Source organism: Carnobacterium sp. 17-4, assembly GCF_000195575.1.
Taxonomy (GTDB): domain Bacteria; phylum Bacillota; class Bacilli; order Lactobacillales; family Carnobacteriaceae; genus Carnobacterium_B.
This window is the reverse complement of record NC_015391.1, coordinates 2,529,268-2,554,479: the sequence shown is the minus strand read 5'-3', so window position 1 is coordinate 2,554,479 and position 25,212 is coordinate 2,529,268. Positions and strand designations below refer to the sequence as shown.

General features: G+C 38.4%; 39 protein-coding genes. All 39 read left to right on the top strand.

Annotation, left to right across the window (positions count from 1 at the left end; genetic code table 11):
- Positions 1–43: 43 nt before the first annotated feature.
- Positions 44–2,131, top strand: coding sequence for an elongation factor G (gene fusA / locus CAR_RS12170; protein ID WP_013712038.1), 2,088 nt, complete (start codon positions 44–46; stop codon positions 2,129–2,131).
- 139 nt (positions 2,132–2,270) lie between these two features.
- A complete protein-coding gene (tuf, locus tag CAR_RS12165; protein WP_013712037.1) occupies positions 2,271–3,461 on the top strand; it encodes an elongation factor Tu in 1,191 nt (396 codons plus the stop codon).
- Between the two features lie 193 nt (positions 3,462–3,654).
- Complete coding sequence (locus CAR_RS12160) at positions 3,655–4,152, top strand: kinase (RefSeq protein WP_013712036.1); 498 nt, start codon at positions 3,655–3,657, stop codon at positions 4,150–4,152.
- Between the two features lie 108 nt (positions 4,153–4,260).
- Complete coding sequence (locus CAR_RS12155; RefSeq protein ID WP_013712035.1) at positions 4,261–5,286, top strand: branched-chain amino acid aminotransferase; 1,026 nt, start codon at positions 4,261–4,263, stop codon at positions 5,284–5,286.
- Between the two features lie 411 nt (positions 5,287–5,697).
- Positions 5,698–6,006 (top strand): 30S ribosomal protein S10, encoded by a 309-nt coding sequence (rpsJ, locus tag CAR_RS12150; protein WP_013712034.1) that lies wholly within the window; start codon positions 5,698–5,700, stop codon positions 6,004–6,006.
- Between the two features lie 28 nt (positions 6,007–6,034).
- Complete coding sequence (gene rplC, locus CAR_RS12145; RefSeq protein WP_013712033.1) at positions 6,035–6,667, top strand: 50S ribosomal protein L3; 633 nt, start codon at positions 6,035–6,037, stop codon at positions 6,665–6,667.
- A gap of 25 nt (positions 6,668–6,692) precedes the next feature.
- Entirely contained in the window at positions 6,693–7,316 is a 624-nt protein-coding gene (gene rplD / locus CAR_RS12140) for a 50S ribosomal protein L4 (RefSeq protein WP_013712032.1), read from the top strand.
- On the top strand, positions 7,316–7,600 hold the full coding sequence (rplW, locus tag CAR_RS12135; RefSeq protein WP_007725672.1) for a 50S ribosomal protein L23: 285 nt from the start codon (positions 7,316–7,318) through the stop codon (positions 7,598–7,600). Before rplD ends, rplW begins: the two co-directional genes overlap by 1 nt.
- 37 nt (positions 7,601–7,637) lie before the next feature.
- The gene (rplB, locus tag CAR_RS12130) at positions 7,638–8,471 is read left to right on the top strand and encodes a 50S ribosomal protein L2 (RefSeq protein WP_041556713.1); all 834 of its coding nucleotides are present in this window, start codon (positions 7,638–7,640) and stop codon (positions 8,469–8,471) included.
- 54 nt (positions 8,472–8,525) lie between these two features.
- Positions 8,526–8,804 carry a 30S ribosomal protein S19 gene (rpsS, locus tag CAR_RS12125; RefSeq protein ID WP_035020868.1) on the top strand — a complete coding sequence of 93 codons (279 nt, stop codon included), beginning with the start codon at positions 8,526–8,528 and terminating at the stop codon, positions 8,802–8,804.
- Positions 8,805–8,827: 23 nt separating this feature from the next.
- The gene (gene rplV / locus CAR_RS12120) at positions 8,828–9,184 is read left to right on the top strand and encodes a 50S ribosomal protein L22 (protein WP_013712029.1); all 357 of its coding nucleotides are present in this window, start codon (positions 8,828–8,830) and stop codon (positions 9,182–9,184) included.
- Positions 9,185–9,187: 3 nt separating this feature from the next.
- Entirely contained in the window at positions 9,188–9,844 is a 657-nt protein-coding gene (rpsC, locus tag CAR_RS12115) for a 30S ribosomal protein S3 (protein WP_013712028.1), read from the top strand.
- Between the two features lie 2 nt (positions 9,845–9,846).
- Positions 9,847–10,281 carry a 50S ribosomal protein L16 gene (rplP, locus tag CAR_RS12110; RefSeq protein WP_013712027.1) on the top strand — a complete coding sequence of 145 codons (435 nt, stop codon included), beginning with the start codon at positions 9,847–9,849 and terminating at the stop codon, positions 10,279–10,281.
- A complete protein-coding gene (rpmC, locus tag CAR_RS12105) occupies positions 10,271–10,465 on the top strand; it encodes a 50S ribosomal protein L29 (RefSeq protein WP_013712026.1) in 195 nt (64 codons plus the stop codon). Before rplP ends, rpmC begins: the two co-directional genes overlap by 11 nt.
- Positions 10,466–10,492: 27 nt before the next feature.
- Positions 10,493–10,759: a 30S ribosomal protein S17 gene (rpsQ, locus tag CAR_RS12100; RefSeq protein WP_034537976.1), complete on the top strand. Its 267-nt coding sequence runs from the start codon at positions 10,493–10,495 to the stop codon at positions 10,757–10,759.
- A 50-nt stretch (positions 10,760–10,809) separates the two neighbouring features.
- Positions 10,810–11,178, top strand: a complete 369-nt coding sequence (gene rplN / locus CAR_RS12095; protein WP_013712024.1) for a 50S ribosomal protein L14 — start codon at positions 10,810–10,812, stop codon at positions 11,176–11,178.
- Between the two features lie 35 nt (positions 11,179–11,213).
- On the top strand, positions 11,214–11,525 hold the full coding sequence (gene rplX / locus CAR_RS12090; protein ID WP_035020862.1) for a 50S ribosomal protein L24: 312 nt from the start codon (positions 11,214–11,216) through the stop codon (positions 11,523–11,525).
- Positions 11,526–11,551: 26 nt separating this feature from the next.
- The gene (gene rplE, locus CAR_RS12085) at positions 11,552–12,091 is read left to right on the top strand and encodes a 50S ribosomal protein L5 (RefSeq protein WP_013712022.1); all 540 of its coding nucleotides are present in this window, start codon (positions 11,552–11,554) and stop codon (positions 12,089–12,091) included.
- Between the two features lie 18 nt (positions 12,092–12,109).
- Entirely contained in the window at positions 12,110–12,295 is a 186-nt protein-coding gene (locus CAR_RS12080) for a type Z 30S ribosomal protein S14 (RefSeq protein WP_013712021.1), read from the top strand.
- A gap of 31 nt (positions 12,296–12,326) precedes the next feature.
- Entirely contained in the window at positions 12,327–12,725 is a 399-nt protein-coding gene (rpsH, locus tag CAR_RS12075; RefSeq protein ID WP_013712020.1) for a 30S ribosomal protein S8, read from the top strand.
- A 31-nt stretch (positions 12,726–12,756) separates the two neighbouring features.
- A complete protein-coding gene (rplF, locus tag CAR_RS12070) occupies positions 12,757–13,293 on the top strand; it encodes a 50S ribosomal protein L6 (protein ID WP_013712019.1) in 537 nt (178 codons plus the stop codon).
- A gap of 48 nt (positions 13,294–13,341) precedes the next feature.
- Positions 13,342–13,698: a 50S ribosomal protein L18 gene (gene rplR / locus CAR_RS12065; RefSeq protein WP_041556709.1), complete on the top strand. Its 357-nt coding sequence runs from the start codon at positions 13,342–13,344 to the stop codon at positions 13,696–13,698.
- A 20-nt stretch (positions 13,699–13,718) separates the two neighbouring features.
- A complete protein-coding gene (rpsE, locus tag CAR_RS12060) occupies positions 13,719–14,219 on the top strand; it encodes a 30S ribosomal protein S5 (protein WP_013712017.1) in 501 nt (166 codons plus the stop codon).
- Positions 14,220–14,234: 15 nt separating this feature from the next.
- Positions 14,235–14,414, top strand: a complete 180-nt coding sequence (rpmD, locus tag CAR_RS12055) for a 50S ribosomal protein L30 (RefSeq protein ID WP_013712016.1) — start codon at positions 14,235–14,237, stop codon at positions 14,412–14,414.
- 45 nt (positions 14,415–14,459) lie between these two features.
- The gene (gene rplO / locus CAR_RS12050; RefSeq protein WP_013712015.1) at positions 14,460–14,900 is read left to right on the top strand and encodes a 50S ribosomal protein L15; all 441 of its coding nucleotides are present in this window, start codon (positions 14,460–14,462) and stop codon (positions 14,898–14,900) included.
- On the top strand, positions 14,900–16,195 hold the full coding sequence (gene secY / locus CAR_RS12045; RefSeq protein ID WP_013712014.1) for a preprotein translocase subunit SecY: 1,296 nt from the start codon (positions 14,900–14,902) through the stop codon (positions 16,193–16,195). The genes rplO and secY overlap by 1 nt, the downstream gene beginning before the upstream one ends.
- 58 nt (positions 16,196–16,253) lie before the next feature.
- Complete coding sequence (locus CAR_RS12040; protein ID WP_041556707.1) at positions 16,254–16,907, top strand: adenylate kinase; 654 nt, start codon at positions 16,254–16,256, stop codon at positions 16,905–16,907.
- A gap of 262 nt (positions 16,908–17,169) precedes the next feature.
- Entirely contained in the window at positions 17,170–17,388 is a 219-nt protein-coding gene (gene infA, locus CAR_RS12035) for a translation initiation factor IF-1 (RefSeq protein ID WP_013712012.1), read from the top strand.
- A 34-nt stretch (positions 17,389–17,422) separates the two neighbouring features.
- The gene (gene rpmJ / locus CAR_RS12030; RefSeq protein ID WP_007722194.1) at positions 17,423–17,536 is read left to right on the top strand and encodes a 50S ribosomal protein L36; all 114 of its coding nucleotides are present in this window, start codon (positions 17,423–17,425) and stop codon (positions 17,534–17,536) included.
- 31 nt (positions 17,537–17,567) lie between these two features.
- Positions 17,568–17,933, top strand: a complete 366-nt coding sequence (rpsM, locus tag CAR_RS12025) for a 30S ribosomal protein S13 (RefSeq protein ID WP_013712011.1) — start codon at positions 17,568–17,570, stop codon at positions 17,931–17,933.
- Between the two features lie 23 nt (positions 17,934–17,956).
- Positions 17,957–18,343, top strand: coding sequence for a 30S ribosomal protein S11 (rpsK, locus tag CAR_RS12020; RefSeq protein ID WP_007722186.1), 387 nt, complete (start codon positions 17,957–17,959; stop codon positions 18,341–18,343).
- Positions 18,344–18,416: 73 nt separating this feature from the next.
- Positions 18,417–19,361, top strand: coding sequence for a DNA-directed RNA polymerase subunit alpha (locus CAR_RS12015; protein WP_007722184.1), 945 nt, complete (start codon positions 18,417–18,419; stop codon positions 19,359–19,361).
- A gap of 26 nt (positions 19,362–19,387) precedes the next feature.
- Positions 19,388–19,768 (top strand): 50S ribosomal protein L17, encoded by a 381-nt coding sequence (gene rplQ, locus CAR_RS12010; RefSeq protein ID WP_013712010.1) that lies wholly within the window; start codon positions 19,388–19,390, stop codon positions 19,766–19,768.
- Between the two features lie 907 nt (positions 19,769–20,675).
- The gene (locus CAR_RS12005; protein ID WP_013712009.1) at positions 20,676–21,515 is read left to right on the top strand and encodes an energy-coupling factor ABC transporter ATP-binding protein; all 840 of its coding nucleotides are present in this window, start codon (positions 20,676–20,678) and stop codon (positions 21,513–21,515) included.
- Positions 21,491–22,381: an energy-coupling factor ABC transporter ATP-binding protein gene (locus CAR_RS12000; RefSeq protein ID WP_013712008.1), complete on the top strand. Its 891-nt coding sequence runs from the start codon at positions 21,491–21,493 to the stop codon at positions 22,379–22,381. The genes CAR_RS12005 and CAR_RS12000 overlap by 25 nt, the downstream gene beginning before the upstream one ends.
- Positions 22,378–23,175, top strand: a complete 798-nt coding sequence (locus tag CAR_RS11995) for an energy-coupling factor transporter transmembrane component T family protein (RefSeq protein ID WP_013712007.1) — start codon at positions 22,378–22,380, stop codon at positions 23,173–23,175. The genes CAR_RS12000 and CAR_RS11995 overlap by 4 nt, the downstream gene beginning before the upstream one ends.
- Before the next feature lie 91 nt (positions 23,176–23,266).
- The gene (truA, locus tag CAR_RS11990; protein ID WP_013712006.1) at positions 23,267–24,106 is read left to right on the top strand and encodes a tRNA pseudouridine(38-40) synthase TruA; all 840 of its coding nucleotides are present in this window, start codon (positions 23,267–23,269) and stop codon (positions 24,104–24,106) included.
- Positions 24,081–24,581: a GNAT family N-acetyltransferase gene (locus CAR_RS11985; RefSeq protein ID WP_013712005.1), complete on the top strand. Its 501-nt coding sequence runs from the start codon at positions 24,081–24,083 to the stop codon at positions 24,579–24,581. The genes truA and CAR_RS11985 overlap by 26 nt, the downstream gene beginning before the upstream one ends.
- A 176-nt stretch (positions 24,582–24,757) precedes the next feature.
- Positions 24,758–25,204, top strand: a complete 447-nt coding sequence (rplM, locus tag CAR_RS11980) for a 50S ribosomal protein L13 (protein ID WP_013712004.1) — start codon at positions 24,758–24,760, stop codon at positions 25,202–25,204.
- Positions 25,205–25,212 lie beyond the last annotated feature (8 nt).

The following is a 25,212-nucleotide window of genomic DNA, read 5'->3' as shown; positions in this document are numbered from 1 at the left end:
AGTTTCTTAGTTCAAATTAAATTAAGAGAGGTGTTATTGCAAGATGGCAAAAAGAGAATTTTCTCTAGAGAATACACGTAATATTGGAATCATGGCTCATATTGATGCTGGTAAAACAACAACAACTGAACGTGTTCTGTATTATACTGGTAAAATCCATAAAATTGGTGAAACCCATGAGGGTGCTTCACAAATGGACTGGATGGAACAAGAACAAGAACGTGGTATTACAATTACATCAGCTGCAACAACAGCTGCTTGGCATGATCACCGCGTAAACATCATCGATACTCCTGGTCACGTTGACTTCACTGTTGAAGTAGAACGTTCTCTACGTGTGTTAGATGGTGCTGTTGCTTTACTTGATGCACAATCAGGTGTTGAGCCTCAAACTGAAACAGTTTGGCGTCAAGCAACAACTTACGGCGTACCTCGTATTGTATTTGTAAACAAAATGGACAAAACAGGTGCAGATTTCTTGTATTCTGTTGGTACTATTCTTGATCGTTTACAAGCAAATGCTCATCCGATTCAATTGCCAATTGGTGCTGAAGATAACTTCACAGGTATCATTGACTTGATCAAGATGAAAGCTGAAATGTATACAAATGATTTAGGAACAGATATCCTTGAGGAAGAAATTCCTGAAGAATACGCAGAATTAGCAGCAGAATGGCGTACAAAATTAGTTGAAGCAGTAGCAGATACAGATGAAGCTTTGATGGAGAAATATCTTGAAGGCGAAGAAATCTCTGAAGCTGAATTGAAAAAAGCTATCCGTACTGCAACAGTTAACGTTGAATTCTACCCAGTTCTATGTGGTTCAGCATTTAAAAACAAAGGTGTTCAATTGATGCTTGATGCAGTCATTGACTACCTACCGTCACCACTTGATGTAGCTGCAATCCAAGGAATCTTACCTGATTCTGAAGAAACTGTAGAACGTCATGCTGATGACAGCGAACCATTCTCAGCATTGGCATTTAAAGTTATGACTGACCCGTATGTAGGTCGTTTAACTTTCTTCCGTGTTTATTCTGGTACGTTACAAGCAGGATCTTATGTACAAAACTCAACTAAAGGAAAACGTGAACGTGTAGGACGTATCTTACAAATGCATGCGAACTCTCGTAGCGAAATTCCTGAAGTATTTGCTGGAGATATTGCAGCAGCTGTTGGATTGAAAAATACGACTACTGGTGACACTTTGTGTGATGAAAAAGTACAAGTGATTTTAGAATCAATGGACTTTCCAGAACCAGTTATCCAAGTAGCTATTGAACCAAAATCAAAAGCTGACCAAGATAAAATGGGTGTTGCGTTACAAAAACTTGCTGAAGAAGATCCAACTTTCCGTGCTGAAACTGACCACGAAACTGGCGAAACAATTATCGCTGGTATGGGTGAGTTACACTTGGACATCATTGTTGACCGTATGAGACGTGAGTTCAATGTTGAAGCTAGTGTTGGTGCTCCACAAGTTTCTTATCGTGAAACATTCCGTGGTTCTACTCAAGCTGAAGGTAAATTCGTTCGTCAATCAGGTGGTAAAGGTCAATACGGTCACGTATGGATCGAATTCTCACCTAATGAAGAAGGAAAAGGTTTTGAATTTGAAGATGCAATCGTTGGTGGGACTGTTCCTCGTGAATACATCCCAGCAGTAAAAGCTGGTTTAGAAGCTTCATTAGACAACGGAGTTCTTGCTGGATATCCATTAGTTGATATTAAAGCAAAACTTTATGATGGTTCATACCATGATGTCGATTCAAATGAAACTGCCTTTAAAGTTGCTGCTTCAATGGCATTGAAAAATGCTGCTAAAAAAGCAAATCCAGTTATCTTAGAGCCTATGATGGGTGTTGAAATTACAGTTCCTGAAGATTATTTAGGAGACGTAATGGGACACATCTCAGCTCGTCGTGGACGTATCGAAGGTTCTGAAGCTCGTGGAAATACTACTATTGTTAAAGGTATGATTCCATTAGCTGAAATGTTCGGTTATGCAACTGCATTACGTTCAGCAACACAAGGTCGCGGTACTTTCTCAATGACATTTGATCATTATGAAGATGTACCAAAATCTATTTCTGAAGAAATTATCAAGAAAAATGGCGGATCAGCAAACTAATCTTAATTTGCTCTCCAACCTTAAGTATTGATTTTCTAATGAATAATCGTTATAATTTTTACAAATGATTAGGGACGGAACAAATTTATTCTGCTCCTATCACTAAAAAAGAACTCACTATGAGGAGGAAATTACTAAAATGGCAAAAGAAAAATTCGATCGCTCAAAAACGCATGTTAATATTGGTACTATTGGACACGTTGACCATGGTAAAACTACATTAACTGCTGCAATCACAACTGTACTAGCTAAAAAAGGTTTCAAAAGTACTGCAACGGACTACGCTTCTATCGATGGAGCTCCTGAAGAACGCGAACGTGGAATCACGATCAACACTTCTCACGTTGAATACGAAACTGCAGAACGTCACTATGCTCACGTAGACTGCCCAGGCCATGCTGACTATGTTAAAAATATGATCACTGGTGCTGCACAAATGGATGGAGCTATCTTAGTAGTATCTGCTGCTGATGGTCCAATGCCACAAACTCGTGAACACATTCTATTGTCTCGTCAAGTTGGTGTTCCATACATCGTTGTTTTCTTAAACAAAGTTGACCAAGTTGATGATGAAGAATTATTAGAATTAGTTGAAATGGAAGTTCGTGATTTATTGTCTGAATATGACTTCCCAGGCGATGACACACCAGTTATTTCTGGTTCAGCTCTTAAAGCTCTTGAAGGCGTTGCAGAATACGAAGATAAAATCATGGAATTGATGGATGCTGTAGATTCTTACATCCCAACTCCAGAACGTGATACTGACAAACCATTCATGATGCCAGTTGAGGATGTATTCTCAATTACTGGACGTGGAACAGTTGCTACAGGACGTGTAGAAACTGGACAAATCAAAGTCGGTGAAGAAGTAGAAATCATCGGAATTCATGAAGCTACTACTAAATCAACAGTTACTGGTGTTGAAATGTTCCGTAAATTGTTAGACTTTGCTCAAGCAGGGGACAACATTGGTGCATTATTACGTGGGGTTGCTCGTGAAGACATCCAACGTGGACAAGTTTTAGCTAAACCAGGTTCAATTACTCCACATACAAAATTCTCAGGTGAAGTTTATATCTTATCTAAAGAAGAAGGTGGACGTCACACTCCATTCTTCGCTAACTACCGCCCACAATTTTACTTCCGTACTACTGACGTAACTGGTGTTGTTGAGTTACCAGAAGGTACTGAAATGGTTATGCCAGGAGACAACGTTACAATCAACGTTGAATTGATCGCACCTATCGCTATCGACCCAGGTACTAAATTCACTATTCGTGAAGGTGGACGTACTGTTGGAGCCGGCGTTGTTGCTTCAATCGAAGCTTAATCAACTCTAAAAATAAACATTAAAAATTGACTCTATCTGGTATAGAGCGTGATCATACGAGAAAAAAGCCCTGTCATTGCGACAGGGCTTTTTTATTTGGCAACTAGTATTGGTTTTCAAAATAAAATTGTTATTGATAGAGTATAATAGATAATAAGACTAGCAGACTATCTATTCACTAGGAGTTGTAAAGATGGATTCAAAACTAATTATTTTGCGTGGGAATTCTGGAAGTGGTAAAACAACAACGGCTTTAAAGTTACAAGAACTATTGGGAGAAGCTACTTTAGTCGTTTCTCAAGATGTAGTTAGACGAGACATGCTTAAGGTCAATGATCGAGAAGGTAATTTATCTATCGGTTTAATCAAGCAAATTGCTGAATATGGATTAGGAAAATGTCCTGTTGTCATTGTAGAGGGGATCATGGTCAACGAGAGGTATAAAAATATGTTGTTAGATTTAATAAATACGTTTAAACCGAATGTTTATGCTTACTATTTTGATATACCTTTTGATGAAACGCTTGATAGACATAAAAAAAGAACAAAGGTAAATGAATTTGGTGAAAAAGAAATGCGTAGTTGGTGGAATGAAAAAGATTATCTAGGTATTCCAAATGAAAGAATGATTTCAAAAGATTCGACACAAGAAAAAGTTGTGCGATTTATATTGAATGATTTAGGAAAGTGAGAAAAATAGACATACATATTAGTAAAATTTGTACAATAGTAAGAAAATTCTCATAATTTCACCATTGATATGTTACACTAAAGAGCATTAGTGATAAGGAGTGATAGAATGACAAAAACTGTAGATATTGACTGGAATAATTTAGGTTTTAGTTACATGAAAACCGATTATAGATATATTTCGTTCTGGAAAGATGGAGAATGGGATGGTGGAACTTTATCAGAAGATAATAAAGTTCATATCAGCGAAGGGTCAACGGCCTTACACTATGGACAAACTGTTTTCGAAGGTATGAAAGCTTATCGAACAAAAGATGGTTCAATCAATTTGTTCCGACCGGATCAAAATGCTGAACGTATGCAACGCAGCTGTAGAAGATTAATGATGCCGGCTATACCGACAGATATATTTATTGAAGCTGTTAAAAAAGTAGTAAAAGCGAATGAACAGTATATTCCACCATATGGTACAGGAGGTTCGTTGTATCTGCGTCCTTACATGATTGGTGTGGGAGATAACATCGGAGTGAAGCCTGCAGAAGAATATTTATTTTCTGTTTTTTGTATGCCTGTTGGAGCTTACTTCAAAGGTGGTCTGAAGCCAACTAACTTTATGGTCTCTGATTATGATAGAGCTGCTGGAAATGGAACTGGAGCAGCAAAAGTTGGCGGAAATTATGGAGGTAGTTTGCTTCCGGGAGCTGAGGCTCATAAACGCAACTTTAGTGACGCAATTTATTTAGATCCGACAACGCATACTAAGATAGAAGAAGTAGGTTCAGCAAATTTCTTTGGAATTACAAAAGATAATAAATTTGTGACGCCTGTATCTCCTTCAATTTTACCAAGCATCACAAAGTATTCATTGCTTTATCTAGCAAAAGAGCGTCTAGGACTTGAAGTTGTCGAAGGAGATGTATTAATTAATCAACTAGATGATTTTAAGGAAGCTGGGGCCTGTGGAACAGCTGCTGTTATTTCGCCAATTGGTGGGATACAAAATAAAGATGATTTTCATGTCTTTTATAGCGAAACAGAAACGGGACCAGTGACAAGGAGATTGTATGAAGAACTTACCGGAATTCAGTATGGCGATGTAGAAGCACCAATTGGTTGGATTCAAAAAATAGAATAAAGTAAAAGTGTTGGAATAATATATAGAAGAAATAAATAAATCAAACAAATAAATAGACAAACAAAACAAAATAAGCTAAGATGGGAAACGTTGATGTATTCCTGACTTAGCTTATTTTTTTCATGAGACAAGATAAATGAGGAAATTTGCAAAAATAGATAACTGTTTTTTAGATAAGAATAAATTAATTTAGCAAACATCAAAAAAAGCTTGATTAAAAAAGTGTTTTTTTGTATAATTAAACAGGTGCTGATTTCATAAGTGGAATCGTGCTAGGGGTATTCGAAAGAAACCCAATGGCTATGAAACGAGAGGTTACGACACACCCGGCCGCTTTGTCACGGCGCGTATGACGGAAATTTTCGTGGAGCAATGTCTAATTTATAAAAAATAGGCGAAGGAGGGAAAATAATGGCAAAACAAAAGATTCGTATCCGCTTAAAAGCATATGAACATCGTATCTTAGATCAATCAGCGGAAAAAATTGTAGAAACAGCAAAAAGAACTGGTGCTAGTGTATCTGGTCCAATTCCATTGCCAACAGAAAGAACTCTTTACACTGTGATTCGTGCGACTCACAAATATAAAGATTCTCGTGAACAATTTGAAATGCTTACACACAAACGTGTGATTGATATTGTTAATCCAACATCTAAAACTGTTGATGCTTTAACAAAACTAGATTTACCATCTGGCGTAGATATCGAAATCAAGCTTTAATTTTAAAAAAAATAATGGAGGTGTACTCATGACCAAAGGAATCTTAGGAAAAAAAGTAGGAATGACACAAGTCTTTACTGAGTCTGGTGAATTAATTCCAGTAACTGTAATCGAAGCAACTCCAAACGTTGTTTTACAAGTTAAAACAATCGAAACGGATGGTTACGAAGCAGTTCAATTGGGTTACCAAGATAAACGTGAAGTATTGTCTAATAAACCTGCAATGGGTCACGTAGCAAAAGCAAATGCTACTCCTAAGCGCTTCATTCGTGAATTTGACGATGTTGAGCTTGGGGACTACGAAGTAGGACAAGAAGTGAAAGTTGATGCTTTCAAAGCTGGAGACATCGTTAATGTAACGGGGACTACCAAAGGTAAAGGATTCCAAGGTGTTATTAAACGCCACGGACATAGTCGTGGACCAATGTCCCACGGATCTCGTCACCACCGTCGTCCAGGGTCAATGGGTCCTGTAGATCCTAACCGTGTGTTCAAACGCACATTACTACCAGGTCGTATGGGCGGAAACCGCGTAACTATCAAAAATCTTGAAGTTGTTCGTGTTGACGTTGAAAAAAATGTAATTCTTATTAAAGGGAATGTACCTGGGTCTAAAAAATCCTTAATCCAAATTAAATCAGCTTTTCAAAAAGCTAAATAAAAATTAAGAGAGGAGGAACAAAGGAATGCCAAACGTAGCCTTATACAAACAAGATGGTACACAAAATGGTGAAGTTACTTTAAACGACGCTATTTTCGGTATCGAACCAAACGAAAACGTTGTTTTTGATGCAATCATCATGCAACGTGCTTCATTAAGACAAGGAAATCACTCAGTTAAAAACCGCAGTGCAGTACGCGGTGGTGGACGTAAACCGTGGGCTCAAAAAGGAACTGGTCGTGCTCGTCAAGGGTCAATCAGATCTCCACAATGGCGCGGTGGTGGAATCGTCTTCGGACCAACTCCACGTTCATACAGCTACAAACTTCCTAAAAAAGTTCGTCGTTTAGCAATCAAATCTGTTCTTTCTACTAAAGTAGTAAGCGGAGATTTAATCGTTGTTGACGCATTGAACTTTGATGCACCAAAAACTAAAGAATTTGCACAAGTGTTAAAAAATCTAAATGTTGATTCTAAAGCGTTTATCGTAGTAGAAAACGACAATGATTTCGCAACATTATCTGCTCGTAACCTTCCAGGAGTTAAAGTTGTTGCTTTTGATAATGTTACTGTGTTAGATGTTGTAGCGCATGAAAAATTGATTTTTACACAAACTGCTCTAACTAAGCTAGAGGAGGTTCTTCAATAATGGATGTACGTGACGTAATCTTGCGCCCAATTATCACTGAAGCAGCAATGGCTGCTCAAGATAACAAAAAATACACTTTCGAAGTGGATGTTCGCGCAAATAAAACTCAAGTAAAACAAGCGATTGAAGAAATTTTTGACGTAAAAGTTTCTAATGTTAACATCATGAACGTACGTGGAAAATTAAAACGTATGGGTAAACATACTGGATACACTAAAAAACGTCGTAAAGCAATCGTAACTTTAACAACTGAATCAAAAGAAATCGAATTGTTTGAAGCTTAATTAAAGCTTTGAAAATAAACATCGGGAGGTAAAACACGTGGGTATTAGAAAGTACAAACCTACCACAAACGGCCGTCGTAATATGACTGGTTCTGATTTCGCAGAAATCACTTCAACAACGCCTGAAAAGACATTGTTGGAACCAAACAAAAGAAAAGCCGGACGTAATAATGCTGGTAAAATCATGGTACGTCACCGTGGTGGCGGACATAAACGTAACTACCGTGTTATCGACTTTAAACGTAATAAAGACGGTATCGTGGGTATCATCAAAACTATTGAGTACGATCCAAATCGCTCAGCTAACATTGCTTTAGTACAATACGTTGATGGTATTAAAACATACATCATCGCACCTAAAGGAATCCAAGTAGGACAACAAATTTTTTCAGGTGAATCAGTAGATATCAAAACAGGAAATGCTCTTCCATTAGATAACATTCCTGCTGGTACTGTAATCCACAATATTGAAATGAAACCAGGTAAAGGTGGACAATTAGTTCGTTCGGCTGGAACTAGCGCGCAAGTGTTAGGTAAAGAAGGCAAATACGTATTAATCCGCTTAAACTCAGGTGAAGTTCGTCTAATCTTAGGAACTTGTCGTGCAACAATCGGTTCTGTTGGTAACGAACAACATGAATTGATCAACATTGGTAAAGCCGGACGTTCTCGTTGGTTAGGCAAACGCCCAACTGTTCGTGGATCTGTAATGAACCCGAACGATCACCCACACGGTGGTGGTGAAGGTAAAGCTCCAATCGGACATGCTGGTCCATTGACTCCATGGGGTAAACCTGCTCTTGGATTGAAAACACGTAACAAGAAAGCTCAATCTAATAAATTTATTACACGTCGTCGTAAAACAAAATAAACCTAGGTTAGTTGGTTTTTCCAACTTTCCTAAAGAATGGAAGGAGGTTCACCCATGGGTCGTAGTCTTAAAAAAGGACCTTTTGTCGATGAACACTTAATGAAAAAAATGAATGCAATGGCCGAAGGCGAAAAGAAATCTGTCGTTAAAACTTGGTCACGTCGTTCAACAATTTTCCCGAGTTTCATTGGTTACACAATCGCAGTCTATGATGGTCGCAAACATGTACCAGTTTACATTCAAGAAGACATGGTCGGACACAAATTAGGTGAATTTGCACCAACAAGAACATACCGCGGTCACACTGCGGATGATAAAAAAACTAAACGTTAATTTTGAGAGGAGGATAACTCGATATGGCAGAACAAATTACAGAAGCTAAAGCAACTGCTAAAACTGTTCGTATTGCAGCTCGTAAAGTTCGTTTAGTTGTCGATCTTATTAGAGGGAAAAGCATCGGAGAAGCAATTTCAATTTTGAAATTCACTCCACGTGGTGCTTCGCCAGCAATCGAAAAAGTTTTAATGTCAGCAATTGCTAATGCAGAACATAACTACGATTTAGACGTAGAAAATTTGGTAGTAAGCGAAGCTTATGTTAACGAAGGACCAACGATGAAACGTTTCCGTCCACGTGCAAAAGGATCAGCTGCACCAATCTTGAAACGCACAAGCCACATTACAGTAGTGGTATCTGAGAAAAAGGAGGGGTAATCTGTGGGTCAAAAAATTAATCCAACAGGCTTACGTGTAGGTATTATTCGCGATTGGGATTCTAAATGGTATGCAGAAAAAGATTTTGCAAACTTTTTACATGAAGATATCGCTATCCGCGAATATATTGCAAAAAAACTAAGCGAAGCTTCTGTTTCTAAAGTTGAAATTGAACGTGCCGCTAACCGTGTTAATGTTTCAGTACACACTGCTAAACCAGGAATGGTAATTGGTAAAGGTGGTTCTGAAGTTGATGCATTACGTAAAAAATTAAATGATTTAACAGGCAAACGAGTTCACATCAACATCGTTGAAATCAAACGCCCTGACTTAGACGCTAAATTAGTTGCCGAAGGAATTGCTAGTCAACTAGAAAGCCGTGTTGCTTTCCGTCGTGCTCAAAAACAAGCTATCCAACGCACAATGCGTTCTGGAGCTAAAGGAATCAAAACAATGGTTTCTGGCCGTTTAAACGGTGCAGATATCGCTCGTAGCGAAACACATTCAGAAGGAACTGTTCCTCTTCATACATTGCGTGCCGATATCGACTACGCATGGGAAGAAGCAGCTACAACTTACGGTAAACTAGGCATTAAAGTTTGGATCTACCGTGGAGAAGTTCTTCCTGCAAAAAAGAACACTGAGAAAGGAGGGAAATAATCATGTTAGTACCTAAACGTGTAAAATTCCGTCGTGAATTTAGAGGTAAAATGCGCGGTGAAGCTAAAGGTGGGAAAGAAGTAACTTTTGGTGAATGGGGTTTACAAGCCGTAGAGTCAAAATGGATTACAAACCGTCAGATTGAAGCATCTCGTATCGCAATGACACGTTACATGAAACGTGGTGGGAAAGTATGGATTAAAATCTTCCCTCATAAATCATATACGTCTAAAGCAATTGGAGTTCGTATGGGTTCTGGTAAAGGAGCACCTGAAGGTTGGGTTGCACCAGTTAAACGTGGAAAAATCATGTTTGAAGTTGATGGAGTTTCAGAAGAAGTAGCTCGTGAAGCACTTCGTTTAGCTTCTCATAAACTACCTATTAAAACTAAGATTGTAAAACGTAAAGAAATTGGTGGTGAATCGAATGAAAGCTAATGAACTTAAAGAGTTAACCACTGCTGAAATGGTTGAGAAAGAAAAAGCATTTAAAGAAGAGTTATTCAATCTAAGATTCCAGTTAGCTACTGGCCAACTAGAAAATACTGCTCGTTTAAGTGAAGTTCGCAAATCGATTGCACGCATTAAAACTGCGTTACGTCAAGCTGAATTACAAAAATAGTTGATTGTCAAAGGAGGTCACCAAACAATGAGTGAAGAACGTAATCAACGTAAAGTATACCAAGGCCGAGTTGTTTCAGACAAAATGGATAAAACAATTGTTGTCGTAATAGAAACTCAAAAGAAACACAGCCGTTACGGTAAACGTATTAAATACTCAAAAAAATATAAAGCACATGATGAAAACAATGTTGCCAAAATTGGCGATATCGTAAAAATTATGGAAACTCGTCCGTTATCATCTACAAAACATTTCCGTTTAGTAGAAGTTGTTGAAGAATCTGTTACTATTTAAGGTTTTCCAACAAATAACATAGTTTTCAAATCTGGAAGGAGGATACCACAGTGATCCAAACAGAAAGTCGTTTGAGAGTTGCAGATAACTCAGGAGCTCGTGAAGTCTTAACTATTAAAGTATTAGGCGGATCAGGCCGTAAAATTGCTAACATTGGTGATGTAATTGTTTGTACTGTAAAACATGCAACACCAGGTGGCGTTGTCAAAAAAGGTGAAGTCGTTCGTGCAGTTATCGTTCGTACTAAATCAGGAGCTCGCCGTTCAGATGGTTCATACATTAAATTTGATGAAAATGCATGTGTAATTATCCGTGACGATAAGAGCCCACGTGGAACTCGTATCTTTGGACCAGTTGCTCGCGAATTGCGTGACAACAACTTCATGAAGATCGTTTCACTTGCTCCAGAAGTTCTTTAATAATCAACCATCCACAAAGGAGGTGCGTGAAAGACATGTACATTAAAACAGGCGATAAAGTAAAAGTTATTACTGGTAAAGACAAAGGAACTGAAGCTGTTGTATTAAAAGCTTTTCCTAAAAAAGATCGTGTAATCGTAGAGGGCGTTAATGTTATGAAGAAACATCAAAAACCTAACTCAGCGAATCCACAAGGTGGAATCATTGAAATGGAAGCCCCTATCCACGTTTCAAATGTTATGCTTATAGACGCTGCAACTGGCGAACCAACTCGTGTTGGCTTTAAAGTTGAAGACGGCAAAAAAGTACGTATTTCTAAAAAAACCGGTGAAGTTTTAGATAAATAATAGATAAGGAAGGAGGTATGAACTTCATGAACCGCCTTAAAGAAAAATATAACCAAGAAGTAACACCTTCAATGGTAGAAAAATTTGGTTACAAATCAATTATGCAAACTCCTAAAGTAGATAAGATCGTTATCAACATGGGTGTGGGTGATGCTGTATCAAATGCTAAAAATTTAGACAAAGCTGTTGATGAGTTAACTGTTATTTCTGGTCAAAAACCATTAATCACTAAAGCAAAAAAATCAATCGCTGGCTTCCGTTTACGTGAAGGTATGCCGATTGGAACTAAAGTAACATTACGTGGAGACAGAATGTATGATTTCTTAGATAAATTAGTTTCTGTTTCACTTCCTCGTGTACGTGACTTTCACGGTATCAGCAACAAGTCTTTTGACGGACGTGGAAACTACACGTTAGGCGTTAAAGAACAATTAATCTTCCCAGAAGTTGACTACGATAAAGTAGACAAAGTCCGCGGAATGGATATTGTTATTGTAACTACTGCTAATACAGACGAAGAATCTCGTGAATTGTTAACACAACTTGGAATGCCATTCCAAAAATAAGAATAGGAGGCGAACTACGTGGCTAAAAAATCACAAATTGCTAAAAACAAACGCCCTGCTAAATTCTCAACTCAAGCATATACTCGTTGTGAACGCTGTGGACGTCCACACTCAGTTTACCGCAAATTTAAACTTTGCCGTATTTGCGTCCGTGAACTTGCCTATAAAGGACAAATTCCTGGCATGAAAAAAGCAAGCTGGTAATACGATACTCGCATAAAGGAGGCTAAATTCAATGGTCATGACAGATCCGATTGCAGATTTTCTAACTCGTGTACGTAATGCTAACCAAGCACGTCACGAACAACTAGAAGCACCTGCATCAAAAATTAAAAAAGATATTGCTAACATTTTGAAACGTGAAGGTTTCATTAAAAATGTTGAATACATGGAAGATGACAAACAAGGCGTTATCCGCGTTTTCTTAAAATACGGAAAAGACAACGAACGTGTTATCACAGGATTGAAACGTATCTCTAAACCAGGTTTGCGTGTATACGCTAAAGCTGGCGAAGTGCCTAAAGTTCTTAACGGACTTGGTATTGCGATCGTATCAACTTCTGAAGGTGTCATCACAGATAAAGAAGCAAGAGCAAAAAATATTGGTGGCGAAATTATCGCTTACGTTTGGTAATAAGAAAGACTAATCAAGGAGGTGTATTGCTGTGAGCCGTATAGGTAATAAAACAATCACTATCCCTGAAGGCGTAACGGTTACTCGTAATGAGGACATCGTTACTGTTAAGGGACCAAAAGGTGAATTGAGTCGTTCTTTCAGCCCAGTTATCACAATGAATGTAGAAGGTAACGAAATTAACTTTTCTCGTCCAAACGACTTGAAAACAAATCGTGCACTACATGGCACAATGCGTGCTAACTTAAACAACATGATTGTTGGTGTAACTGTTGGTTTTGAAAAGACATTAGAATTAATTGGTGTAGGGTACCGTGCTCAATTACAAGGTAACAAACTTGTATTGAACGTTGGTTACTCTCATCCTGTAGAATTTACTGCAGAAGAAGGTATTAACATTGAAGTTCCTGCTAACACTAAAGTAGTTGTTAAAGGAACAAACAAAGAAAAAGTTGGCGCTTTAGCTGCTAACATACGTGGCGTACGCCCACCAGAGCCTTATAAAGGTAAAGGAATTCGTTATTCTGACGAAATCGTACGTCGTAAAGAAGGTAAAACAGGTAAATAATAGCCTGGCTGCCTAATTTTCAACCATAAAATTAAAGAGGTGACAATTGTGATTACAAAACCAGACAAAAACAAACTACGTCTGAAAAGACATGGTCGTGTACGTTCTAAAATTTCTGGTACTGCAGAGTGCCCACGCTTAAACGTGTTCCGTTCTAATAAAAACATCTACGCTCAATTAATTGATGACGTAGCGGGTGTAACGCTAGCAAGTGCATCTTCATTAGACAAAGAAGTTTCAGGAGAAACAAAAGTAGCTCAAGGATCAGCTGTTGGTTCAGCTATCGCTAAAGTTGCTACTGAAAAAGGTATCAAACAAGTAGTCTTTGACCGTGGTGGATACCTTTACCATGGCCGTGTGCAAGCTTTAGCTGAAGCTGCTCGCGAAAATGGACTAGAATTTTAAAAAAAGGAGGAATACCACACATGGTTTACATCGATCCAACACATTTGGAATTAGAAGATCGTGTCGTTTCAATCAACCGCGTAACTAAAGTTGTTAAAGGTGGACGTCGTCTACGTTTTGCTGCTATTGTTGTTGTCGGAGATAAAAACGGACACGTAGGTTTCGGTACTGGTAAAGCACAAGAAGTACCAGAAGCTATCCGCAAAGCAATTGAAGATGCTAGAAAGAATCTTATTGAAGTACCTATGGTAGATACTACGATTCCTCACGCAGTTATTGGTCGTTTTAGCGGCGGTAACATTTTAATTAAACCTGCTGTTGCCGGTTCTGGGGTTTCTGCTGGTGGTCCAGTACGTGCCGTATTGGAATTAGCTGGAGTTGCAGATGTAACAAGCAAATCATTAGGTTCAAGCACACCGATCAACATGATCCGTGCTACCGTTGATGGCTTATTACAATTAAAACGCGTTGAAGAAGTTGCAAAACTTCGTGGAAAAACTGTAGAAGAAATTATAGGATAAGGAGGACATTAAGAAATGGCTAATTTAGAAATCACTTTAAAACGTAGCGTTATCGGACGTCCTCAAAACCAAAAAGATACAGTTCAAGCTCTTGGTTTAAGAAAAATCAACAGTACTGTAGTTAAACCTGCTAATGAAGCTATCACTGGTATGGTTAAAACAATCTCACATTTAGTGGACGTTAAAGAAGTATAAAAACATATGTAAGTAGACTTTTATTGAAGGAGGTGCCTAATCTATATGAAACTTCATGAATTACAACCCGCTGAAGGATCTCGTAAAGTGCGTAACCGCGTTGGACGTGGGACTTCATCAGGCAATGGTAAAACATCAGGTCGAGGCCAAAAAGGACAAAACTCACGTTCAGGTGGTGGCGTACGTTTAGGATTTGAAGGTGGTCAAACACCATTATTCCGTCGTGTACCAAAACGTGGATTTACAAACATTAACCGCAAAGAGTATGCTATCGTAAATCTTGATACATTAAACCGTTTCGAAGATGGTACTGTAGTAACACCAGCGTTGTTAATTGAAACAAAAGTCATCAAATCTGAAAAATCAGGGATTAAAGTTTTGGGTAACGGACAAGTTGAACGTAAACTTACTGTTAAAGCAAGCAAATTCTCCCAAGCAGCTAAAGAAGCTATTGAAGCTGCTGGTGGTTCAATTGAGGTGATCTAATGATCAAACTGCTTATAGAGTCCTTTAAAACAAAGGAAATTCGTAGTAGAATCCTCTTCACTTTAGGTATTTTAATCGTATTTAGACTAGGAACTCATATAACGGTTCCTGGTGTTAATGCGGCTGCTTTACAAGATCTATCCTCAAATAGTTCTTTGTTTAGTTTGTTAAATACATTTGGTGGAGGAGCATTAGACAGTTATTCTATTTTTGCACTCGGTGTTTCTCCTTATATCACTTCTTCAATTGTTGTTCAACTGTTGCAAATGGACATTATTCCTAAGTTTGCCGAATGGGCAAAACAAGGTGAAGTAGGCCGTAGAAAATTAAATCAAGTTACAAGATACTTAACGATTGGTTTGGCTTTTGTTCAAGCAATCGGTATCTCGTATGGCTTTAATGCTCTAGTGGATCAAGGATTGGTTATCAATCCTAGTACAACTACTTATCTTATGATCGCTATTCTGTTAACTGCCGGAACAATCTTGGTTATGTGGCTGGGAGAACAAATTACAGTTAAAGGATTTGGTAACGGGATCTCAATGATTATCTTCTCAGGTATCATTGCTCGCGTACCTTCTGATTTAGGAGACTTTTATAATTCGCAAATTCGAAATGCTGGAGACGATATGGCGCAAGCTATTCTCTTTGCCGTTTTGATTGCCATTGCTTTTTTAGCAATTGTTGTAACAGTCGTTTATGTCGAAAATGCAAGAAGAAAAATTCCTGTTCAATACTCAAAACGCTCAGCTGGCTCAGGTCAGGACACTCACTTGCCACTGAAAGTAAATTCAGCTGGTGTAATTCCAGTAATCTTTGCAAGTTCATTTATTATGACACCACAAACAATCTTAGGATTCTTTAGTGCTACGAATGCTGATGCACAATGGTATATCATTTTAAATAAGATTTTTAATTTGCAAGAACCGCTTGGAGCAGTTCTATATACTGTTTTAATCGTAGTCTTTACTTTTTTCTATGCATTTATTCAAGTGAATCCAGAGAAAGTTGCTGAGAACTTACAAAAACAAGGCGGGTATATTCCTAGTGTGCGACCTGGAAAACCTACTCAAGACTTTATCTCTTCAACGTTAACGCGTTTGAGTACAGTCGGAGCAGTATATCTAGGAGTTATCGCAATACTACCAATAATTGCGTCGAACGTTTGGAACTTGCCTCAATCTGTTTCTCTTGGCGGAACCAGCCTACTTATCGTAGTTGGTGTAGCTTTAGAACTGATGAGACAACTTGAAGGCCAAATGTCTAAGAAAAATTACCAAGGCTTTATACAATAAGAAGAAAGTGTTGAGGATTATCCTCGGCACTCATTCTTACATTTAAGGAGGAAAAATTTTGAATCTCATTTTAATGGGTCTTCCTGGTGCAGGGAAAGGAACGCAAGCTGAACAAATTGTTGACACATACCATGTGCCACACATTTCTACAGGGGATATGTTCCGAGCTGCTATCAAAAATGAAACTGCCTTAGGATTAGAAGCTAAAACTTATATGGATAAAGGCGATTTAGTGCCTGATGAAGTAACAAACGGGATTGTAAAAGAACGTTTAGCTGAAGCAGATACTGAAAATGGATTCTTGCTAGATGGTTTTCCAAGAACGCTTAACCAAGCGCAAGCTTTGGAAGAAATCTTAAAAGATCTAAACAAAGAATTAGATGCTGTTGTTTACATCAGTGTTAACAAAGATATCTTAATGCAACGTTTGACTGGACGGATTATCTGTCGTTCATGTGGTGCTACGTATCATAAAATCAATAAACCACCAGTGGTTGAAGGTACTTGTGATCGTTGTGGTGGACATGAATTCTATCAAAGAGATGACGATAAACCAGAAACTGTTGAAAATCGTATTAGTGTTAACCTTGAGTTAACCGAACCTCTGTTAGACTTTTATAAAGAACGTAATGTGTTGTACACCGTAAATGGTGAAGATGATGTGAAAGATGTTTTCAAAGACATCCAAAACATAATTGAAAACACTAAGTAATTGAACAGAGCAACAATGACTTCAAGATTTTCTTGATAGAAGTCACAGCCAGCTAGCTCATGATTAAAATTGCTTGATCAGTTAACGAGCGAGGCTACTTGTCACTATATTTAATTTGTGGTACAATATTCGAGGTGTTGTGTTTTCAATGCTGATATATTGTATTAGTAATAAGAAGATTAAAAAAATAGAAGGTGAGGGCTAAGTGCGCTCACTGTTTATCGCGTATTAAACGCGAAACAATTTTAAGGAGGTACTAGGCGTGGCGAAAGACGATGTCATTGAAATTGAAGGAACAGTCGTTGAAACTTTGCCGAATGCAATGTTTAAAGTCGAACTTGAAAATGGCCATGTTGTATTGGCTCACGTTTCAGGTAAAATCCGAATGCACTACATTAGAATCCTACCAGGAGACAAAGTCACAGTTGAGTTGTCACCTTACGATTTATCACGTGGTCGCATAACTTATCGCTTTAAATAATTGTACTCCGTCAATAAAATAGGAGGTATAGTTCATGAAAGTAAGACCATCAGTAAAGAAAATTTGTGACAAATGCAAAGTTATCCGTCGTAAAGGACGTGTTATGGTGATTTGCGAAAACCCTAAACACAAACAACGTCAAGGATAATCATTTAAAAAAACAGGAGGTGTAATTGTTAATGGCTCGTATTGCAGGTGTAGATATTCCGCGTGACAAACGTGTAGTAATTTCTCTAACTTATGTATATGGAATCGGTAAAACAACAGCTCAAAAAGTCTTAAAAGATGCTGGCGTATCAGAAGAAATTCGTGTACGTGACTTGTCAAATGATCAATTAGACGCTATTCGTGCGACAATTGATACATTAAAAGTTGAAGGTGACCTTCGTCGTGAAGTAAGCCAAGACATCAAACGATTGATTGAAATCGGATCATACCGAGGCATGCGCCATCGCCGTGGTTTACCAGTTCGTGGACAAAACACGAAAAACAACGCGCGTACTCGTAAAGGCCCAGCTAAATCAATTGCAGGCAGAAAAAAATAAAACATTAGTAAGGAGGTAACCTCATGGCAAAAAAAGTTACACGTAAACGTCGTGTTAAAAAGAATGTAGAAAGCGGAGTTGCACATATTCGTTCTACTTTTAACAATACAATCGTAATGATTACAGATGTACATGGAAATGCGATTTCATGGTCTTCAGCAGGAGCTCTAGGATTCCGCGGATCAAAAAAATCTACTCCATTTGCAGCACAAATGGCAGCAGAAGCAGCTGCTAAAGTAAGTATGGAAAACGGAATGAAAACTGTAGAAGTTGCAGTTAAAGGACCAGGTTCTGGTCGTGAAGCAGCAATCCGATCTTTACAAGCTACAGGATTAGAAGTTACAGCTATTCGTGACGTAACTCCAATTCCACATAATGGATGCCGCCCTCCAAAACGCCGTCGTGTTTAATTGAGAGCCGCTTCACTATGTCGGGTAGCACTCAGTAACATGAATTTAACGTTTTGAAAGGGGTATAGATAGAATGATCGAAATTGAGAAACCAAGAATTGAAACGATTGAGATCAGCGATGATGCCAAGTTTGGTAAATTCGTTGTAGAACCACTTGAACGCGGTTATGGTACAACGCTAGGAAATTCTCTACGTCGTATTTTGTTGTCTTCTCTTCCAGGAGCAGCAGTAACTACTATTCAAATTGATGGTGTATTACATGAATTTTCAACTGTCGATGGTGTTGTTGAAGATGTAACATCAATCATTTTAAATATTAAAAAACTTGCTCTCAAGTTATATTCTGGTGAAGACAAAACGATTGAAATTGATGTGAAGGGTCCAGCAGTAGTAACAGCAGCTGATATCATTTATGATAGCGATGTTGAAATTCTAAATCCTGACTTGTACATTTGTACAGTTGCTGAAGGCGCACGTTTCCACGTACGCATGACAGCAAAATCAGGCCGAGGGTATGTACGCGCTGAACACAACAAACAAGATGATATGCCAATTGGCGTATTACCAATCGATTCAATTTACACCCCGGTTAGTCGTGTGAATTATCAAGTCGAAAACACTCGAGTGGGTCAGAAAAATATTTCTGACAAGTTAACACTTGATGTTTGGGCAGATGGTTCAATTAGTCCAGAAGAGGCTGTTAGTTTAGCAGCTAAAATTCTTACAGAACATTTGAATGTCTTTGTAAATCTAACTGATGAAGCTCGTAAAGCTGAAATCATGGTAGAAAAAGAAGAAACTCATAAAGAAAAAATGCTTGAAATGACGATTGAAGAACTTGATTTATCTGTCCGTTCATACAACTGTTTGAAACGCGCTGGAATCAATTCTGTTCAAGAGTTAACTGATAAAACTGAAGCTGAAATGATTAAAGTACGTAATCTAGGACGTAAATCACTTGAAGAAGTGAAATTTAAGTTAGCTGAATTAGACTTAAACTTACGCCAAGACGACTAGTACTGTAACAAGGGAGGAAATGTACAATGGGTTACCGTAAATTAGGACGTACAAGTTCACAACGTAAAGCAATGCTACGCGACTTAACTTCTGATTTGATCATCAACGAACGCATCGTAACAACTGAAGCTCGCGCTAAAGAAGTCCGTAAATCAACTGAAAAGATGATTACTTTAGGTAAAAAAGGCGATTTACACGCACGTCGTCAAGCTGCAGAATTCGTACGCAATGAAGTCGCTTCTGTTAAAGAAGAAGGCGAAGATATCGTTGTTCAATCAGTTTTACAAAAATTATTTAGCGATGTTGCTCCACGTTATGCTGAGCGTCAAGGTGGATACACACGTATCATGAAAACTCAACCACGTCGCGGCGATGCTGCACCAATGGTTATTATTGAATTAGTTTAATTTTAAAGTGGTGCTAAAATGACGAGTTGCCGCGTGTATTTAGTACTTACAGAAATTGTTTGAAATTCAATGTGTTTCACTTTTTAGATGTATGCAAAGAGTGTTATGATGATGGGATCAATTTTATTGGTTTCCAAGTCTAGCTCGAAACTTCTCCTGATTTGAGTTTGCTCATTCAGGAGAGGTAAATTCATCAAAAGAAAGTGATTTTTTTTGTCTTAAGAAAGGAAGCAAATAGGTGGGGGTGTCCATATATTTGTTTCCTTTTTTAATACAAAAAGATAAGTGAAATAAATAGTGATGGTGCTATTAAAAAATTTCTTTTGGAATGGACGAGGTTGCTTGTGGAGAGCCATGGGACCATCTGAAGCCTTGTCTTCAGACTTTCAAGCCTCAAACAAAGCTTAGTCGCTAAAGCGATAATGCTTTGTAATTTGCATTGAATCCTTTACACGGCTACAAGCAATCCCTATTCCTCCAGAAATTTTAACTAAGCTAATTTTTATTCTGTTGTATCTATTAATTAGACTGTAGTGTGCTACACAAAAGCGGCTTTCTTGATTGTGTCCTAATGAATAAGGTCATAGAATGTCCTTTAACGGACAAGTGGAGTAAAAAAAGTCGCCACTCTTCCATGAAAAGGGAATTAATTTGAGAATAAATTATATTTGTTTCAAAAAAAATGAAAAAAGAGTTAAAAGTTCTGTGAAATAGTGTCAAGACACCCCCAAAAAAGATTGTGTAATGTTATACTATAAAGCAGTAAGTATTTAAGTCTGAGGAAAAGCAGCATTCGTTGAGTGTATTGCAACGCAGCTTATTTTTTGTTAGTCTTAACTAAATTTGTACTTAGAAAGCTGGAAAAGAATCGATTCTTTTTTAGTATATAGAACGTGAGGAATGTTCAGTGAATAAAATCATAACGTTAAAAGATATTTCTTATCAATACCATGAAACTGATGATCGACCAGCGTTAAAAAATGTCTCTCTTTCCATTGAGGAAGGCGAATGGATTGCTATTATTGGTCACAATGGTTCTGGTAAGTCTACGCTTGCAAAAACAATCAATGGGTTGGTTGCTCCTAGTCACGGTGAAGTAACCGTTGGCGGGCTTATTTTAAGTGAAGAAAACATTTGGAAAATTCGTGAGATGGTCGGAATGGTTTTTCAAAATCCGGATAATCAATTTGTAGGCTCAACGGTTCAAGATGACGTCGCATTTGGATTAGAAAATCAAGGAATTCCTAGAGATGAAATGATTGAACGCGTAAAAAGTGCTATTACACGAGTGAAGATGCAAGATTTTATGGAAAAAGAACCGGCTCGTTTATCGGGTGGACAAAAACAACGAGTAGCGATTGCTGGAGTGGTTGCATTACGTCCGCAAATTATTATTTTGGATGAAGCAACGAGTATGTTAGACCCTCAAGGAAGACAAGAAGTTTTGGCAACGGTCAAAGAGATCAAAGAAAGAGCTAATTTAACGGTTATTTCGATCACTCATGATATCGATGAAGCAGCAAATGCCAGTCGTGTTCTAGTGATGAAAAATGGGGAATTGGTGCAAGAAGGAACGCCGGAAGAGATTTTTTCTTATGGAGATCAACTGATTGAAATGGGTCTTGATCTGCCATTTGCTGAGAAGCTGAAAAGCGACTTACGTGATCGCGGGATTGACGTTCCAACAGAGTATTTAACCGAAGAAGGGATGGTGGACTGGTTATGGACATTACTTTCGAAAAAGTAGGCTATACCTACCAAAAAGGGACACCTTTCCAAAATCGGGCACTTTTTGATATTGACTTACACATTAAAGAAGGCAGTTTTACGGCTTTAGTAGGTCATACAGGTAGTGGGAAATCTACAGTACTGCAACACTTGAATGCCTTGATGAAACCGAGTGAAGGAACGGTGACAATTGGCGACCGTGTCATTACATCACAATCCAACAATAAGAACTTGAAAGGCATCCGTAAAAAAGTCGGGATCGTCTTCCAATTTCCAGAGTCACAGCTGTTTGAAGAAACGGTTGCTAAGGATATTGCTTTTGGACCGAAAAACTTTGGAGCTACAGAAGAAGAGGGTCTTGAGTTAGCGAAACGTATGCTGCCTATAGTGGGCTTAGACGAGTCTTACATGGAACGCTCACCGTTTGACCTGTCTGGTGGCCAAATGCGACGTGTGGCAATTGCCGGCGTTTTAGCGATGGAACCTGAAGTCTTAGTCTTAGATGAGCCGACTGCGGGCCTTGATCCACAAGGACGCAAAGAAATGATGGAGATGTTCTATCAGTTATACCGTACGCAAGGGTTGACCATTATCTTAGTAACTCACCAAATGGATGACGTAGCAAATTACGCGGATCATATGGTTGTTCTTGAAAAAGGGACAGTCATCAAAGAAGGTGCTCCGCAAGACGTATTTAAAGACTCTGATTGGCTTGAATCAAAGCAGTTAGGTGTTCCTGCTGCCGTTTCGTTTGGTAGCCTCTTGAGCGAGAAAACGGGCCTTATCTTTAATGGCTTACCGCTAACTACTAATGATTTAGCAGATGTGATTGCGACATCTTTGAAACTGCAACCCAATGAGTCAGAAGCAGGTGATGCCAAATGATGGATAAATTGATTTTTGGTCGTTACATTCCTGGAAATTCTTGGATTCATAAATTAGATCCAAGGGCTAAATTACTTGGAACGGTTATTTTTATCGGAATTATTTTCTTAGCCAACAATTGGATGACGTATTTGCTATTATTGGCGTTTGCGCTAACAGCGATTCGCTTATCAACGATCAAACTAAGTTTCTTTATTAATGGAGTCAAGCCACTGATCTGGCTGATACTCTTTACCGTAATCTTGCAAGTACTATTTACCGGGGGAAGCACGGTGTACTTTGATTGGGGTCCAATCATTATTTCGCAAGAAGGATTATTGAACGGGGTCTTCATTTTTTGTCGCTTTGTCTTGATCATCTTTATGTCGACATTGCTGACATTGACCACCATGCCATTATCGTTGACCGATGCAATTGAATATTTATTGCGTCCTTTGAAAGCAGTTAAAGTACCGGTTTATGAAATTGCCTTGATGTTGTCGATTGCCTTGCGCTTTGTACCAACATTGATGGATGAAACTGAAAAAATCATGAACGCACAACGCGCTCGTGGAGTTGATTTTGGAGAAGGCAATATTTTCCAACAAATGAAAGCTATTGTTCCCATCTTGATTCCCTTATTCGTCAGCTCATTTAACCGCGCGGAAGAATTAGCTACGGCTATGGAAGCCAGAGGGTACAAAGGTGGCGAAGGACGAACAAAATACCGTCAGCTCGAGTGGGCGTCACGCGATACCGTAGCGATGCTAGGTTATGCTGTATTGACCGTCGGGTTAGTCGTATTGAGAAATTGATGCAAGAAGAAAAAGAACCTTTCTGCTAGGTGCGAAAGGTTCTTTTACTTTTAATACCCCTAGAACAAGTTAGTGTAAAGGAGTCAAACAAATGAAATGGATACGTTATAAATTGATCGTGCAATACGATGGGACACACTTTGCTGGGTTCCAGATCCAACCGCATGATCGGACAGTGCAAGGTGAGATTCAAAAAGCATTAAAAATTATGACCAAAGGGATAGAAGTGATCATTCATGGATCTGGAAGAACCGATTCCGGGGTACATGCTAAGGGGCAAGTCATTCATTTTGATTACCCATTTGTGATTCCAGCTAAAAATATGAAGCGCGCATTGAACAGTTTAACGTCGGATGAGATTTTTGTAAAAGATGTCTCGATTGTCGAAGATGAGTTTCATGCACGGTACAATACTTCTGGAAAGAAATACCAGTACCGCGTTGATTTAAATGAGATACCTGATCCGTTTAAGCGGTTATATACGTTACACCATCCGTATCCACTTGATATGGACAAATTGAAAAATGCACTGAAAGACTTAGAAGGCGAACATGATTTTGCTAGTTTTTGTGCCAGCCACAGTGGCAGAGAAAATAAAGTGCGCACCGTATATGAAGCCAGTGTTGTGAAAGACGATTTCAACAATGAATTGCTTTTTACCTTTAGAGGGAACGGCTTTTTATACAATATGGTTCGTATTTTTGTGGGTACATTATTGCAAATCGCAAATGGATTGCGCCCAGCAGATGAGATTCAACGCCTGTTGGAAGTTAAAGACCGCAATGAAGCTGGCCCAACGGCTAAACCTCAAGGATTGTATTTGATGGAAGTTTATTACAAAGCATCAACCGCTAAAAAAGGCACAGATTACCAAGAAATCAGTGAATTAGGAGAGCAGGTGCAGCATGAATTGGATTATACGGCCAAGTAAACGAAGTGATTATCCTCAACTGATGGCTATTGAAAACCAAATCTGGCATTTAGGTAACACGCCTCATGTCACAACTTATGTAACAGTAGAGGACTACGAGAAGCACTATACCGAGGGTTCGCAATTGGTAGCCGTAGCAGAAGAGAATCAGCAAATTGCAGGATTCTTAGGGTTTCATACTCCTAGTAGATTAGCTCCTCACCAGAAGACGTGGAGCATTGATGTAGGCGTTAATCCGGATGCAGAAGGTAAAGGGGTAGGATCAGCTTTACTAACGGCTATTAAGGCCTTAGCGGCTGAACAAGAGATCCATAAATTAAGCCTACGAGTATTATCTACGAACCCAGCTGCGATTCACTTGTATCAAAAAAATGGCTTTGAAGTAGAAGGTCGTTTAAAAGATGAATTCTTGATCGAAGGACAGTTTATTGATGATTTATTTATGGCGTACTTTATTCTAGACCCTAAAGTGTAGAGCAACCAGAATGTAAAATAATAGTATTGATGAAAAAAAGATTTATTTCTATTAAAATAATTGACAAAAACCAATATTAAGGTTAAAATATTAAATGGTATTGTTTGCCACCACGATGAGCCCCGGAAACTTATTGTGCATTCAAACAAACAGATAAGAATATGGAGGAATAAAACGTGCGTACAACTTATATGGCAAAACCAAATGAAGTAGAACGTAAATGGTATGTGGTAGACGCAACTGATATCCCTATGGGACGTATGTCAAGTGTAGTCGCAGCTATTTTACGTGGTAAAAATAAACCAACTTACACACCAAATGTTGATACAGGTGATTTTGTAATTGTAATCAACGCTGACAAAACGAAATTAACTGGTAAAAAAGCAACTGACAAAATCTATTCTCGTAACATCGATGGTAACCCAGGTGGATTGAAACAAATCTCTGCTGGTGACTTACGTGCTAAAGATTCTCGTAAATTAATCGAATTATCTGTCAAAGGTATGCTTCCTAAAAATACTTTAGGTCGCGCTCAAGGCATGAAATTACATGTTTACGGTGGAGCAGAACACAATCACCAAGCGCAACAACCTGAAGTATTAGACATCACAAACTTAATTTAAGGAGGGAA